Source organism: Dyadobacter sp. HNCC25DJ183 (genome assembly GCF_056895175.1).
This window is the reverse complement of the sequence record NZ_JBXHAP010000005.1, coordinates 273,801-288,262: the sequence shown is the minus strand read 5'-3', so window position 1 is coordinate 288,262 and position 14,462 is coordinate 273,801. Positions and strand designations below refer to the sequence as shown.

Sequence of the window (14,462 nt, the reverse complement as noted above, 5' to 3'; positions counted from 1 at the left end):
ATACCAGGCGTTGTCAACATTATTTTATTTCGAAAAATCTTTATCCTCCAATCGATACACGCTTGAAAGATGTAACAGACAATCCTTTGGCTGTTTTTTCCAAAAGCTGACGAATTGTCAAAGAAGAATCTTTCACGAATTCCTGGTTCAGCAATGTGTTGTCTTTATAGAATTTCTGCAGCTTGCCTTGTGCAATTTTCTCTAGCATTGCTTCTGGCTTGCCTTCTGCACGTGCCTGCTCTTTACCAACTTCGATTTCGCGCTCGATAGTAGCAGCGTCCACTTCGTCTTTGTCCAAAGCGATCGGCTTCATTGCGGCAATCTGCATGGCAACATCTTTACCAAGTTCAGTCACATCAGTTCCATTCACACCATTGAATGCAACCAATACTCCCAATTTGCCATTTGAGTGGATGTAAGGAACAACCTGGTCAGCAGTTACATTTTCGTAAGCAGTGATTTCCAGTTTCTCTCCCAATTTACCAACAAGGTCAACGATATGCTCGCTTACCGGGCGGCCGTCAGCCAAAGTAGCTGAAAGAAGTGCTTCTTTGTCGGCGATGTTATCTGCAACAGCTTTGTCCAGAATGCTCTGAGCAAGGTTTTTGAAGTCTTCAACATTTGAAACTGGCTCAGTTTCGCATGCAAGCGCTATCAATTTTCCATTGGTACCATCTTCGCTGATTTTCACCAGTACTGCACCTTCGGAAACTGTATTATCAGCGCGTTTCGCAGCTACTTTCTGTCCTTGTTTACGAAGAATGTCAACGGCTTTGTCAAAATCACCATCAGCTTCCTGCAGTGCTTTTTTACAATCCATCATGCCCGCCCCGGTCATTTGGCGGAGTTTGTTTACATCTTGTGCGGTAATTGCCATGATTTTATTTAATATGAATTATTAACTCGTTTAAAAAATGATAGCCCATAGCGAAATGGCTATGGGCTATTTTATCTAATCAGATACAAACATGGATTTCAAAACCCAAGCCATATCGCCCTAATTTTTATTCGTCATCACCTTCGGCTACTGCTTCTTCAGCAACTTCTGCGCGTGGTGCAGCAGGAGCAGCTTCCTCGTTGCCTTTGTCAACCTGACGTTTGGCTTCTTCCTCCTCTACCATGCGCTGATCGTCTTTATCTTGTTTGCGTTCCATCAAACCTTCCTCGATTGCTTTTCCAATCGCCAATGTGATCAACGAGATTGCTTTGTAAGCATCGTCATTACTTGGGATTGGGAAGTCAACCAATTCTGGGTTTGAGTTGGTGTCGCAGATTGCAAAAATGGGGATGTTCAATCTTTTTGCTTCTGAAACGGCAATGTGCTCGCGTTTTACATCAACGATGAAAAGGGCAGCAGGAAGACGTGTTAAGTCAGCTACACCACCTAACACTCTTTCCAATTTATCCTTTTCACGTGTAAGCATCAGGCGTTCTCTCTTCGCTATATTGCTAACCGTGGTTTCGTCTTTTAGCATCTTCTCAAGAGTCTGCATTTTTTTCAAAGACTTGCGAATTGTGCCGAAGTTTGTAAGCATACCACCCAACCAGCGATCAGTTACGTAAGGCATTTTAAGGCGTTTCGCCTCTTCCGTTACAATTTCCTGCGCTTGTTTTTTAGTAGCAACAAACATGATCTTACGTCCTGAACGAACGATTTGCTTCAACGCAGCCTCAGCGTCGTTAATGCAGCTCAAAGTTTTGTTCAGGTCAATGATGTGGATCCCGTTCTTCTCCATGAAGATGTATGGAGCCATACGTGGATCCCACTTGCGGGTAAGGTGACCAAAGTGGACACCTGCATCCAATAGTTCTTTATATTCTATTTGTGCCATTACAGATTAATGTTTTTGAAAAATGTCTTGATAAAATTACGCAGCACAGAACATCGGGCACGATAAGTACTGTCTGGACATTTGAATATTAACGTTTCGAGAACTGGAATCTCTTACGAGCCTTAGCGCGACCGTATTTCTTACGTTCAACCATACGAGGGTCACGGGTAAGGAATCCTTCTTTTTTCAACGCGCCACGGAATTCTCCGTTGTATTCGCAAAGTGCGCGGGAAACAGCCATACGGATTGCTTCCGCCTGTCCTGAAATTCCACCGCCTCTTACATTTACTTTAAGATCATAACCATTACCTCCGCTGATCACAGCAAAAGGTTGCTGAAGAACGATCTGGTGAACTTCAAATGGAAAGTATTCTTTGTAATCGCGACCGTTTACTTTGATATCTCCTTTACCGGGCGTCATATAAATACGGGCCACGGCTGTTTTTCTTCTACCTATTGTGTTGATAACTTCCATGAATTACAACTGGATTTCTTTTGGTTGCTGCGCGCTGTGCGGATGTTCCGGCTTAGCGTAAACAAACAGATTAGTAAACAAACGACGTCCCAAACGATTCTTTGGAAGCATGCCTCTTACGGCTTTCTCGATTACACGCTCTGGGTGTTTTTCGAGCAACTCACGGGGAGTCTGAAAACGCTGACCTCCTGGATATCCGGTGTGACGAACATAAACTTTGTCAGTCATCTTCTTTCCTGTCAACTTAATTTTGTCGGCGTTGATAATGATAACATTATCACCACAGTCCACATGAGGAGTGTAGCTTGCTTTGTGTTTGCCTCTGATAATTTTAGCAACTTCACTAGCCAAACGGCCTAAAATTGCATCCTGAGCATCCACAACAACCCACTCCTTGTTCACTGTGTTTTTGTTCGCCGAGATGGTTTTGTAGCTTAACGTATCCACGATTAACAAAAAATTTAATTGATTTTCAATATATTACACTGTAACAAGACAGTCCCATCGCAAAATGGGAGTGCAAATATAGAGTTTAACAAATTGAATTACAAGAATGTATTGGAAATTTCCGGCAGAGATCAATAGATGGGGAAGCTAAGCGCCACATAAGGCATGTTATACAGGTTGTAAACGCGGCGTTGTCTGTTATCCAGCAACACCTTACGGTCATTCTGCTTGCGCGTTACATATGCAATTTGCCCATGCAGGTAACCCAGCTTTACACCAAGCCTTTTAAACAGGAAAATTCTAGCATAAACCTCTGATTGACCATTGAAGTTCTTCAAAGCCAGGGGAGCAAAGTTGAAAATTACCGGAGAAGTTGATATCCATTGCTGATAATAAGGTGCTCCGACAGTCGGCTCTATACTGGGCTCTTTATCGTAAAAACCGCGCCGCTTCGTACCGTAAGATGCACCGATCAAGTCCGTATTTACACCCAGGTCTACCCGCCAGATCCTGAAATTAGCGCCGATTACAAAACTGACTCCGTTTGCAGAAACATCGGTGTATTCAAGAAAGTCGCTGTCCGATTTCTTTGAGTATAGATTAGTACGTCCTGCATAATATCCCCAGGCCCTGAACCCAAGTCCCGCGCGCAGCCAGGGCACATTGTTCGGACTGATTTCTTCATGGTAAAGAACCGAAGCTGCCCACGAAGAGCTGTTAAATCCTGATCCGACATCCACCCCCGCGCTTACCTGCGACTGGCGCTGCCCGAAAGCAATGCTGCTGGCTAGTGTGAGAATCAGAAGCGGTAGTATGTGAATAGTTCTCATTCAAATGCAACTGGATAAGTGATGATTTTTACAGCCTCAAAGTTATGACAGGCAAATATAACTTGCAGCACCAGAAGATTTGCGATATTGCAAATTTCGAGCCGCATTCCATTTCCTGATCACAAGTTTAAAACTAAACCCATGAAAACACATTTCACCAAAACCCTACTGAGCAAAGCTTTATGCGCTGTCTTTATTCTTATTTTCTGTTCCAAAACGCTCGTTGCCCAGGACTCCGGTGAACTTGCATTCAGGCCATTGTTTAATGGAAAAAACCTGAATGGCTGGGTGGATGTAAACACCTCCAAAGAAACCTGGAAAGTAAAAAACGGAACGCTGATCTGCTCGGGGAAGCCGATCGGCGTCATGCGGTCTGACCGGCAATATGAAAATTTCATTCTTGAGGTTGAATGGAAACACATGGAAGCCGGCGGCAATTCGGGCATATTCGTTTGGAGTGAGGGAACACCGCAGGAACACGATCCGCTGACAAAAGCAATTGAAGTACAAATGCTGGAACTGGAATATGCGCCGCAACACAATGCGACCGAAGATTATGTTCACGGAGAACTCTTCCCTACAATGGGCATGACCGCCATTCCTGATAATCCGCGTGGTATCCGCAGCAAGTCGCTCGAAAAACGGTGTAAAGGCAAGGGAGAATGGAATAAATACGTGGTGGTGTGTGTAGATGGTACCGTAAAGCTGTCGGTCAATGGAAAGTTTGTAAACGGGCTTCGTAATTCAGAAAGAAAGAAAGGCTATATCTGCCTTGAAGCAGAAGGTGCCGAGATCCATTTTCGAAATATGAAAATCATGGAGCTGCCGGGCGGCATTACCTCGCCGGAACAAACCGCGCCGCTTGTCGATTGATTGCGAACTTGATTTTCTGGATTAACTTACGACAGCTATAACATTTCTTTTACATGAAAATCTCCTTCGTCGGAGCCGGGAACGTGGCCTGGCACCTTGCTCAGGCTTTTGAAGATGCCGGCCACTGGATCTGTGAGGTATATAGCCGCGACACGCAAAAAGCCCGGCAGCTTGCTTCTTACCTGTACGATACCAATATCCAGCCGGACCTTAACTTTTCCGAAAGCGAAGCAGAAGTAATCGTTATAGCTGTGAGCGACGACGCGATTGAAAGTGTTTTGGAACGCATTGTGCTTCCCGAAGGAGTGATACTGGTTCATACCTCAGGCACACGCTCCCTGGTGGAATTCCAGAACCTGGTTGAAATTTACAGTGACGTATTTGTGCATACCGGGGTATTTTATCCTTTGCAGACTTTTACCAAAGAAGTCGAAATGGACTACCGAGAAATACCTTTTTGCATTGAATCCAAAACGGAGCTGATTGAGAACAAGCTGATGCAACTCGCCCAGAGTATCAGCGATCAGGTCAACAGAATGGATTCGGATGAGCGCTTTATCCTGCACGTAGCCGCGGTTTTTGCCAGTAATTTCACCAATTACATGCTAACCGTTTCAAATGATATACTGGAAAGAGAACAGCTCAATTTCGACCTGCTGAAACCTTTGATCCAAACCACAATCTATAAAGCACTTGCCTCCGACGACCCTTCACTGGGACAAACCGGACCGGCCCGGCGCGGCGACTGGAAAACAACCGCCAGGCACCTTGAATACCTACAGGAAACCAATGAAGACTGGACTGAGATATACCGGCTTTTGACAGACAAAATCAGGAATACATACATCTCAAAGTAGCAAATCCTGCGGGCGGGAAAAAAGTTAGCCTATATTTGCAGCATTCCCAATTCACCATTTCATGAGCGCTAACCTGACCGAGCGGTTCAAACAGATTACTACTTTTATTTTCGATATCGATGGTGTGATGACCGATGGAAGCGTTATCGCACTGGAAACCGGAGAACAACCCAGGTCCTTCAATGTAAAAGACGGCTACGGAATCAACCGTGCCATTAAGATGGGCTACCGGGTAGCTATTATCTCAGCCCAGAACCAAATGGGCGTACGGAAAAGGCTCGAGTACCTCGGAGTAAAAGACATTTTCATTGGCACCTCTCCTGACGGAAAACTCCCGGTTTTCAAAAAATATCTTGCAGAAACCGGCCTGAGTGAAGCTGAGATTGTTTTTATGGGCGACGATTTGCCCGATTACGAGGTAATGCGTACCGGCGTACTCTCCGCCTGCCCCGCCGATTCTACTGACGAAATTCTTGCATTGTCCGACTATATTTCCCCGAAAAACGGCGGCCACGGCGCAGTTCGTGACCTGATCGAGCAGGTGATGAAAGTGCAGGGAAAGTGGATGGCCTGGTTTGAATAAATACATCCAAGTGGAAAAAAGGCGGTACTTCCCTAATCTCAATGGCATTCGCTGCATTGCGGCACTTCTGGTTGTGTTCCATCACCTGGAACAGGCAAAGCATGCATTGGGGATTGCCAATTTGTACGAGCTGCCAATTATTCAGCACGCAGGAAGGTTGGGTGTCGGTCTGTTTTTCGTCCTCAGCGGATTTTTGATCACTTACCTGCTACTTGACGAAAGAGGCCGTTTCGGCAATGTGGACGCGCGCAAGTTCTATCTCCGCCGCATATTCCGGATCTGGCCCATTTATTTCCTGATCATTATCCTTTCCTTTTTCGTTTTCCCCCACATTGATATTCTTGACTATCCGGGGATTGACGAAAAGCTGAGCACAAACTCGGTTGAAAGATTAACGCTCCTTTTTCTGGTCTTGCCCAATTATGCATTCGTGCTGTACGATCTGCCTTACTGGTGTGCACAAGCCTGGTCTATCGGGGTAGAAGAGCAATTTTACTATTTATGGCCGTGGTTAATTAAATACCCGAAAAGGCGCATTCCGATCATCATTGCCTTTCTTGCTATCTCAGCGCTACTGCTTTATGCCGGCATTACGCTGCTGGATCCTTCCGAAGAATCAAGGAATGCGATTATTTCTACTTTCCTGGGACAATTTCGTATTCAGACAATGGCGCTTGGCGGGGTTTGTGCCTGGCTGGTCTACAATGAAAAAAATGCGATACTCGATCTGCTTTTCAGGAAAGATGTACAGGTGGTTGCCTATATCATGCTTGCAGCACTGTTCCTGTCAGGTGTCCACTTTTTCGGCTTTCTGGAAGTGTACGCACTCTTTTTTGCGTTCTTTATCCTCAATGTTTCCTGCAACCCGAAGTCCATTATAAGCCTGCAAAACCCGGTAATGGATCATTTAGGTAAAATCTCCTACGGACTTTACATTTACCACGTGGTTGTCATTGTCCTGATCATCAACCTGCTGAATAAATACCTGCCCGACTGGAGTGGAACAACTTATCATATCGCATTATACGTACTCACATTCATCGGCTCAGTTGCAGTAGCTTCGTTCTCATTTTCCTATTTTGAAAAACCCTTACTGGAATTCAAAGACAGGAAATTTGGCAGGTAAGCCTTACTTTTCGACCAGCTCCGACATTGTATAAAAATCGAGATTCTCCTTTTGGGCTTCTTTCAAAATTGCCTCTAAAAAACGCACACTGAATCCATACGCTCCATTCTCAGGCGCTTTATACAATGGTTCGTGGCCGAAAAGCATTAAACAAGTGCCTGTTGCATTCGCCTTTTGCATGGCCTCTTTCATTTCCTGGATCGTCAGACCTGAGTCAGTATCTATCAATAGCGCATCTACTGCGTTTTGCTTGTCATAATCATAAAAAATCCAAGGCATTAGCCTGGGCGCCAGCGCATACATTTGAAATCCGAGCAGCTTGCGTTTTGAAATGGCGACGTCCCGGATGATTTTAAAACCATTTGCAAACAGTACAGAGTCCACCTGCGCATTATGATTTCCGCCGGGGTGCGCGTAAGAAGTGGGTTTAAATCCCGCCGCTAACATATACCCCATTCCAGGTTTGATTTCCGTTTCATGATATCCCTTCGGCCCCTCCGCTTCAATAAGCTGGGTAGATCTGCCGTGGATTGTTCCATGAAAGCCGATCTCGTGACCATCCTTTTCAAGCTGGCCTAGCTTGGTTATCTCGTCAGCGGACAAGCTATTGGGGCAAGTGATAAAGAATGTAACTTTCGCATTGTACTTCTTAAAAAGCGGCCGCAGGTTGTACCACTCATTGATAAAATGATCGTCAAAAGAAATTGCAATCCCGCCCCGGCGATCCGCATTTTTCTTCTGCTGACAGCCCGCGCCAGTTACCCAGATGCAGACAAGGACAAAAAGCATTACTGCATTATTTCCGGCGATGAGCTGTTTCAATACTTCGGGAATGAAATGTTATTTTCGCTAAATTAATCACACAAATGAAAATACTGCACACGGCCGACTGGCATATCGGCAAAAAGCTTGATCTGTATTCGCGGCTTGATGAACAAAGGCTGGTACTGGAAGAAATCTGTGAAATAGCGGAGCGCGAGCAGGTTGATGCGGTAGTGATCGCCGGTGATCTTTTTGACAATTTCAATCCTTCCTCCGAAGCGACGGAGTTACTATACAGCACCTTACACCGACTTTCCTCTAACGGAGCACGCGCGGTGATCGCAATAGCCGGCAACCACGATTCCCCCGAACGCATTCAGGTACCCGACGCACTCGCAAAGGTATGCGGCATCTTGTTTGTCGGATTTCCAAACACGGAGGTAAAACCATTCTGCACCCAGGGGAAAGTCGACGTAATCCGCACTGCAAGGGGATTTATCGAAATAAACTTACCAAACTGCAATTTCCCGCTACGAATTTTACATACGCCTTACGCCAATGAACAGCGCCTGAAAACCTTTCTGGGCGTGGAAGATTCAGAAGAATTGCTCCGGCTGCATTTGCAGGAACATTGGCAGATGCTGGCAGATGAATATCTGGATGAAAACGGATTTAACCTTTTGGCAACACATTTGTTTGTCATGAAAAAAGGCGACCCGGTACCCGAGGAGCCGGAAGAAGAACGGCCGATTTTACATATTGGCGGCGCGCAGGCCATTTACACTGAAAATTTCCCCGATAAGGCGCATTACATTGCACTCGGACATTTGCATCGGTTCCAGGTTGTTGATAAAAAGCCTGCACCGGCGGTGTATTCGAGCAGTCCGCTGGCTTACAGCTTTTCAGAAGCCAATCAGACAAAGTATGTGGTTTTGATTGAAGCCGCAGCCGGAAAACTGGTCAGCTACCAACCTGTTGAGCTAACGAAGGGAAAAAAGCTGCGAAGAAAGAGCTTTCACAGTATTGATGAGGCGCTTGTGTGGCTTGCTGAATACCCGGAGGATCTAATGGAGCTCACTATCATTTCTGATAATTACCTGGAAGCTTCTGATAAAAAGCGGTTAATGGAAGCACACCCGGGTATCATTCAGATTATTCCTCAAATCAAAAAAGCCGAACTGGCTGACAGTACTTCTGAAATCGATCTTTCACTCAGTATGGAAAAGCTGTTTGCGGAGTATTTCAAAAGCAAAAACAAAGGCCAGGAGCCTTCGGAAGGTTTGCTGGAAGTTTTTCGGGAGGTGTTGGGATCGGAGGAGGACTAAGGGGGTTTGTCATGCTGAGCGGAGTCGAAGCATTGTGCTTTATGCTTCGACTCCGCTCAGCATGACAAAAAGAAAAACAGCATGACAAAAAATAAAAACAGCGAAAAAAAACAAAAAACAGGCTACTCCTTTGGAAATAGCCTGTTTTTATGTTTAACGCTCTTTATATCTTAACTCGCTCTCCTCAACTTCGCTTCGATAGTCTGCTGCGTGTGCGGTACAATGCGAAGGCGCTCTTTCGGAATCAATTTGCCTGTGTCAATGCAAATTCCGTAGGTACCGTTTTTAATGCGGATCAATGCATTTTCGAGCTGAACAGAATATTTCTGAAGACGGGCTGCCAACTGGCTCAGGTTCTCACGCTCACTTGCATCTGCTCCATCTTCCACCAACTTCGCCGAACCCGCAGTTATATCAGTTCCACTGTCATTCTTTTTACTCAATCCTCCTTTAATGTAATTGAGCTCGCTCATAGTAGCATCCAATTTTCCACGAATAAGCTCTTCAAACTCCTTTAATTCTTCCTCTGAATATCTTGTGCGTTCTTCTTGCATGATCTTAATGAATTATGTTATCTATATGAAGGAGCGTTTTCAAATACAAAAATACGAGTATTCCAGCTATTTATGCACATTTAAAATCCGCAACCGCTTTCCTACAAGAAACTTACTAACACTGATATGAGGGTTATAACCAACAAAGCCACAACCTGTTCAGGAAATGGCTTTGCTGTATAACAATGCATTTTTACTTGTACATAACCGACTTCACGGCATCTACTACCCGCTTCGTGCTTGGTAATATTTCTTCGATCAGGGTCGGTGCGTATGGAAGAGGTACATCCCGGTTTGTTACGCGGATTACAGGTGAATCCATATAATCAAATGCGTGACGCTGAATGTGGTAAGTTACCTCTGTGGCAATAGAGCCCAGCGGCCAGGCTTCCTCCACAATCACGCAACGGTTTGTTTTCTTAACAGATTCAACGACAGTAGCATAGTCGATCGGACGAACAGTCCTTAAATCCACTAATTCCACATCGATCCCTTCTTTTTCAAGTTGCAGGATCGCCGGCATTACCACTCTCGGGATCATTTTACCAAACGAAACAATGGTAACATCTTTTCCCTGGCGCTTCACATCAGCTTTGCCAAGCGGGATCAGATATTCCTCGTCAGGGATCTGCATTTTATCTCCGTACATAACCTCGGATTCCATGAAGATCACCGGGTTATTGTCACGAATGGATGATTTTAAAAGTCCTTTTGCGTCGTAACCATTGGAAGGAACAACTACTTTCAAGCCCGGCGTGTTGGCATACCAGTTCTCAAAGTTCTGAGAGTGCTGCGCACCCAGCTGGCCTGCATTTCCGGTTGGTCCGCGAAATACGATGGGGCAACCATACTGACCGGCAGACATCGAAAGAATTTTAGCCGCACTGTTGATGATCTGATCAATTGCAACCAGCGAAAAGTTGAAAGTCATGAATTCAACGATCGGGCGAAGTCCGTTACCGGCTGCTCCTACCGCGATACCTGCGAAACCAAGCTCAGCAATCGGTGTATCGATCACGCGTTCCGGCCCGAATTCGTCCAGCATTCCCTGACTGGCTTTGTAAGCTCCGTTATATTCTGCAACCTCTTCCCCCATCAAAAAGACACTTTTGTCAAGGCGCATCTCTTCCGACATTGCGTCGCGAATGGCATCTCTGAATGCTAATTCTTTCATTCGTAATTATATAATTATTTAATCTTAGAAGAAACCTTCGCAAAATCCAGCTAATTCAATCAACTACTTTGCCCGGTTACATTAAAAGAGGTTTGATAAACTAGTTTTCAAAACGTCTGGTAAAATTAGAGAAACAAGGCCAATTCTCAAATGTTTAAAAACCATTCAGGCAAATATCACGCCCTTATTTGAAGCAGGCTGTGCATTAAACAGGAATTACGTCCACTTCCACGGTAAGCGTATGTTTGCCGTAGCTGAAAATGATCCCTTTCAATGGCGGCACATCGCTGTAATCACGTCCCCAAGCCGTCACAATATGCCGCTCACCGGCTACTACATTGTTCGTGGGATCAAAATCACACCAGCCAAAATCGGGTATAAATACCGATATCCAGGCATGCGATGCATCAGAACCCTGCAACTTGGGCCTGCCGGGAGGCGGGAGGGTTTCGAGGTACCCGCTAACATATCTCGTGGCAAAGCCGAAGCTTCGGATACAGGCTATCGCCAAATGCGAAAAGTCCTGACAAACGCCTTTTCTTGCAGCCAGTACCTCCTTAATCGGCGTGTGGACTGTCGTGAAATCAGGTACAAAGTCGAACTCCGTGTAAATTTTACGGCAAAGATTCCGGACGCATTCATAAAGCGGAACGCCGTCTACAAAACAATCCCGGCCAAATGCGACGATCTCCTCGTCCCATTTCACCAATGGACTTGGCAGCATGTATTCAAGCAATGCGATCTTCAAAGACCGGTCACTGACCAGCCGATGCCGGGCCGCCGAACAGGTAATGTCAGAAGGCATAAACAGCGTACCTGTATTCGCCTCCGACCTTTCCACAATGCTTGTTGTAAGTACCGTCAGCTCTTTATGCGGCGCATGCAGCGAGAAGTAATGCGTTTTATTTCCGTAAAAATCCGTGCGCTCTACAATCTGTGAAGGCTCCGGACTGATCTGAATGCTGAAATTGCTGCACGATTGATTCGGCAGGTTCCGCGGGGTGAGGCAAAGCAGACTGTGGTAGTTATTCACTGCCTGCGCGTACTTGTACTTCGTTTTATGTACCAGCTTATATTTCATCGGTGTTGTAATCGGCCGGTTCAAAGAAAGAATGATGCATGATCGCGTGACTGAAATACATGTTGGTGAGGCTGGTAGATACAGAGCTGATCAATTTGGCAGCTTCCGAGAGCAGGTTGAACAATTCTGTCCGTTCCAGAACCGCATTGCTTTTACACAAATCCGCCACATTTGCGAGCTTTACCAGCGTGGCCGCCTTCAAAACGGACCTTTCTGCTTCATTCAGCCTGTCGCCACGTGTGGTAACCGGCAGTTGGGCCAGGTTTTTTTTCAGCTCGTCGAGCATATATACCAGCGAATAAGGCAATGTTTTTTCCAACAAAACCATATCCAGCATTGCCTCTGCACTCAAATGCGATTTATAGATCTGCCGGTAGTTTACCAGCGAATGGTGGTTGATCAGGGTAGCTTCGATCAACTCATTTTCAACGGCCTGAGAGTTTCGAACACCGAAATTAGACTGTATCACACTGATTCTTGACAAAATCCGCTCGATCAGCTTACCCGTTTCTAATAAAAGAAAACTATTGTCGCGCGGCATACTTTCCGCAATTACGCCCAGGAAAGTGAACATGTTGTTGAAAAGCCCGTCGAGCGTTTTCTGGATATTGTTGCTGTTCATGCTCGACGCATTCCTGATCTCATGGAATCCATTATCAATCAGGTCCACGATCCGCCAGATTTCCAGGTCCCACTGGTTCCGGACCGCGCCCACCGCATTCAGAAACGCGCCAATGTTGGAGGCGATTGAGCCTGGGCGGTTTGTATTGGAAATCAGATCAATAATTTCAATATATGGATCCTGAAAATGGTCCGTTTCTTCATCCAGGAAGCCGGGGTAAGTCGCTGACAAATGCGTTACCGATTGCAGTAAGACCTTGATATGCTCCTGCTTGGCAGACCCGCCAAAGTTGCGGTCGAGATTAAGTACGTTGATGGTAATGTTCATAAACTTGATCACCGCCATTGCGCGCTCACAATACCTCCCTACCCAGAACAAATTCTCGGCGCTGCGGCTAGGCAGCGAAACGTGCTTGTTAACTGCCGCAGGGCTCGGCAAACTGATCTTATCCTGAGTATCCTCTGTTTTGTCCGAAACAATCCAGGTATCCTTCGACAAGCCGCCGTATTGATTGGATATCACAAACCTGTCTTTCACAGGCGAGCTGCGCGTCAGGCCGCCCTGCATTACGTGATACCCGTTTTCGTCGGCCACCATAAATGCGCGCAATGCTGCGTATCGAGGCTCAATATTGCCGTCGACCAATGAAGGTGTGGTAGATAGGCTGACTTCCTGCTGCGCTATAAATTCGTGCGGACTTTGCGAGATCATCCGCTTTACCTCCTCCTTTTGCTGGTAGCTCAGTAACCGGCCATAAATGGACCGGAATTTTGTTTTGCGGTTGGCCTTTTTGATGATCAGCTCGTCCAGGTGGTCTAGTACGTAGTTGAGCTCTTTGGTATGCCCGCACCACCAAGTCGCGACGGAGGGCATGATCAGTTTCTCACTCAAAAAGTATTGACTGATATTTTCGATAAATGCAAGAAATGCATGGTTTTCCAAAACACTCGAACCAGGTGCATTGACTACCTGCACATTTCCCATTCTGATCGCCTGCAACAATCCGGGAACACCGAGCCGCGAATCTTCACGCAGTTCGAGGGGATCGCACCAGTCATCGTCAATACGGCGCAGGATCACATCCACTTTTTGTAAACCGTCAATGGATTTCAGCCACACACAGCCGTTACGAACCAGCAGGTCGTCGCCTTGAGCGAGCGTATAACCCAGGTAAGAAGCCAGATAGGCGTGCTCAAAATAAGCTTCGTTACTTGGCCCGGGTGTCAGATAAACGATATTGGGAGCATCCTTGCTTTTATCGGCAAGGCGCAGAACAGTGTTTTGAAGATTATTAAAATAAGGCGCCAGCTTGCTTACATACATTCCATCGGCCAGCTCGGGCAGCAGCTTGCTCATTACAACCCGGTTTTCGAGGGTATAACCCGAACCTGATGGAGCCTGGGTGCGGTTATCGACAATCCACATTTGTCCATCAGGGCCGCGTGCCATATCTGCGGCATACAATGTGAGCTGGTTGGCGCCTGGGACTTTGATATCAATGCAAGGGCGAAAAAAGCCGGTATTATCGAAGACGAGCTCGGCAGGAATGATCCCGTCTTTCACCAGGTTTCTGGGACCGTAAAGGTCTTTCAGCATCAGGTCTAGCAGAACAGCCCGCTGCTGCAAACCCCTGGCAATGTGATTCCATTCTTTTTGTTCGATCAAAAACGGAATGGGATCAAGCTGCCAGGGGCGGTTCATTCCGTCGGGGGAACCGTAAACGTTGTAGGTAACCCCATTCTCACGCAGCTTGCCGATGATTTCCTGATTGCGGCTTTTCAGTTCTTCCAGACCCAGCTTTTCGAGCGTCGCGAACAATGCATTCCAATGTGGCTTGACATTCCCGCGCAAATCGAGCACCTCATCGTAAGAGCTCAGGCCACTTTTATAGGATTGTAAAAGATTCACGGAAGCCTCGGTA

15 protein-coding genes are annotated in these 14,462 nt (G+C 46.2%); 5 read left to right on the top strand and 10 right to left on the bottom strand.

Annotated elements, in window-relative coordinates:
* Window positions 1–40: 40 nt before the first annotated feature.
* The 5 genes from tsf to AC1XTG_RS14570 form a co-directional block, all read right to left on the bottom strand.
* Entirely contained in the window at window positions 41–877 is an 837-nt protein-coding gene (gene tsf / locus AC1XTG_RS14590; protein WP_056291090.1) for a translation elongation factor Ts, read from the bottom strand.
* A gap of 127 nt (window positions 878–1,004) precedes the next feature.
* Window positions 1,005–1,832 (bottom strand): 30S ribosomal protein S2, encoded by an 828-nt coding sequence (rpsB, locus tag AC1XTG_RS14585; RefSeq protein ID WP_056291089.1) that lies wholly within the window; start codon window positions 1,830–1,832, stop codon window positions 1,005–1,007.
* A gap of 88 nt (window positions 1,833–1,920) precedes the next feature.
* Complete coding sequence (gene rpsI, locus AC1XTG_RS14580; RefSeq protein WP_026631735.1) at window positions 1,921–2,307, bottom strand: 30S ribosomal protein S9; 387 nt, start codon at window positions 2,305–2,307, stop codon at window positions 1,921–1,923.
* Between the two features lie 3 nt (window positions 2,308–2,310).
* Window positions 2,311–2,754 (bottom strand): 50S ribosomal protein L13, encoded by a 444-nt coding sequence (gene rplM / locus AC1XTG_RS14575; RefSeq protein WP_056291207.1) that lies wholly within the window; start codon window positions 2,752–2,754, stop codon window positions 2,311–2,313.
* Between the two features lie 131 nt (window positions 2,755–2,885).
* On the bottom strand, window positions 2,886–3,584 hold the full coding sequence (locus tag AC1XTG_RS14570; protein WP_484842476.1) for a hypothetical protein: 699 nt from the start codon (window positions 3,582–3,584) through the stop codon (window positions 2,886–2,888).
* 141 nt (window positions 3,585–3,725) lie between these two features.
* Here AC1XTG_RS14570 and AC1XTG_RS14565 point away from each other — a divergent pair, with 141 nt between their 5' ends.
* From AC1XTG_RS14565 to AC1XTG_RS14550, 4 genes are all read left to right on the top strand, one after another.
* Window positions 3,726–4,457, top strand: coding sequence for a 3-keto-disaccharide hydrolase (locus AC1XTG_RS14565; protein ID WP_056291085.1), 732 nt, complete (start codon window positions 3,726–3,728; stop codon window positions 4,455–4,457).
* Window positions 4,458–4,510: 53 nt separating this feature from the next.
* Window positions 4,511–5,314 carry a Rossmann-like and DUF2520 domain-containing protein gene (locus tag AC1XTG_RS14560; RefSeq protein WP_056291083.1) on the top strand — a complete coding sequence of 268 codons (804 nt, stop codon included), beginning with the start codon at window positions 4,511–4,513 and terminating at the stop codon, window positions 5,312–5,314.
* 61 nt (window positions 5,315–5,375) lie between these two features.
* Window positions 5,376–5,897 (top strand): KdsC family phosphatase, encoded by a 522-nt coding sequence (locus tag AC1XTG_RS14555; RefSeq protein WP_484842475.1) that lies wholly within the window; start codon window positions 5,376–5,378, stop codon window positions 5,895–5,897.
* Window positions 5,898–5,907: 10 nt separating this feature from the next.
* Window positions 5,908–7,023 (top strand): acyltransferase family protein, encoded by a 1,116-nt coding sequence (locus AC1XTG_RS14550; protein WP_229238814.1) that lies wholly within the window; start codon window positions 5,908–5,910, stop codon window positions 7,021–7,023.
* Window positions 7,024–7,026: 3 nt separating this feature from the next.
* On the opposite strand, the gene AC1XTG_RS14545 is transcribed toward AC1XTG_RS14550, so the two are convergent.
* Complete coding sequence (locus AC1XTG_RS14545) at window positions 7,027–7,845, bottom strand: polysaccharide deacetylase family protein (RefSeq protein WP_484842474.1); 819 nt, start codon at window positions 7,843–7,845, stop codon at window positions 7,027–7,029.
* A gap of 44 nt (window positions 7,846–7,889) precedes the next feature.
* Here AC1XTG_RS14545 and AC1XTG_RS14540 point away from each other — a divergent pair, with 44 nt between their 5' ends.
* Window positions 7,890–9,110 carry a metallophosphoesterase family protein gene (locus AC1XTG_RS14540; RefSeq protein ID WP_484842473.1) on the top strand — a complete coding sequence of 407 codons (1,221 nt, stop codon included), beginning with the start codon at window positions 7,890–7,892 and terminating at the stop codon, window positions 9,108–9,110.
* A gap of 170 nt (window positions 9,111–9,280) precedes the next feature.
* Here the strand turns inward: AC1XTG_RS14540 and AC1XTG_RS14535 are convergent, their stop codons facing one another.
* From AC1XTG_RS14535 to AC1XTG_RS14520, 4 genes are all read right to left on the bottom strand, one after another.
* Window positions 9,281–9,667 carry a TraR/DksA family transcriptional regulator gene (locus AC1XTG_RS14535; RefSeq protein ID WP_056291076.1) on the bottom strand — a complete coding sequence of 129 codons (387 nt, stop codon included), beginning with the start codon at window positions 9,665–9,667 and terminating at the stop codon, window positions 9,281–9,283.
* Window positions 9,668–9,857: 190 nt separating this feature from the next.
* On the bottom strand, window positions 9,858–10,838 hold the full coding sequence (locus AC1XTG_RS14530; protein WP_056291074.1) for a pyruvate dehydrogenase complex E1 component subunit beta: 981 nt from the start codon (window positions 10,836–10,838) through the stop codon (window positions 9,858–9,860).
* A gap of 205 nt (window positions 10,839–11,043) precedes the next feature.
* Window positions 11,044–11,919: a transglutaminase family protein gene (locus tag AC1XTG_RS14525; protein WP_484842472.1), complete on the bottom strand. Its 876-nt coding sequence runs from the start codon at window positions 11,917–11,919 to the stop codon at window positions 11,044–11,046.
* Window positions 11,909–14,449: a circularly permuted type 2 ATP-grasp protein gene (locus AC1XTG_RS14520; RefSeq protein ID WP_484842471.1), complete on the bottom strand. Its 2,541-nt coding sequence runs from the start codon at window positions 14,447–14,449 to the stop codon at window positions 11,909–11,911. Before AC1XTG_RS14520 ends, AC1XTG_RS14525 begins: the two co-directional genes overlap by 11 nt.
* Between the last annotated feature and the right edge of the window lie 13 nt (window positions 14,450–14,462).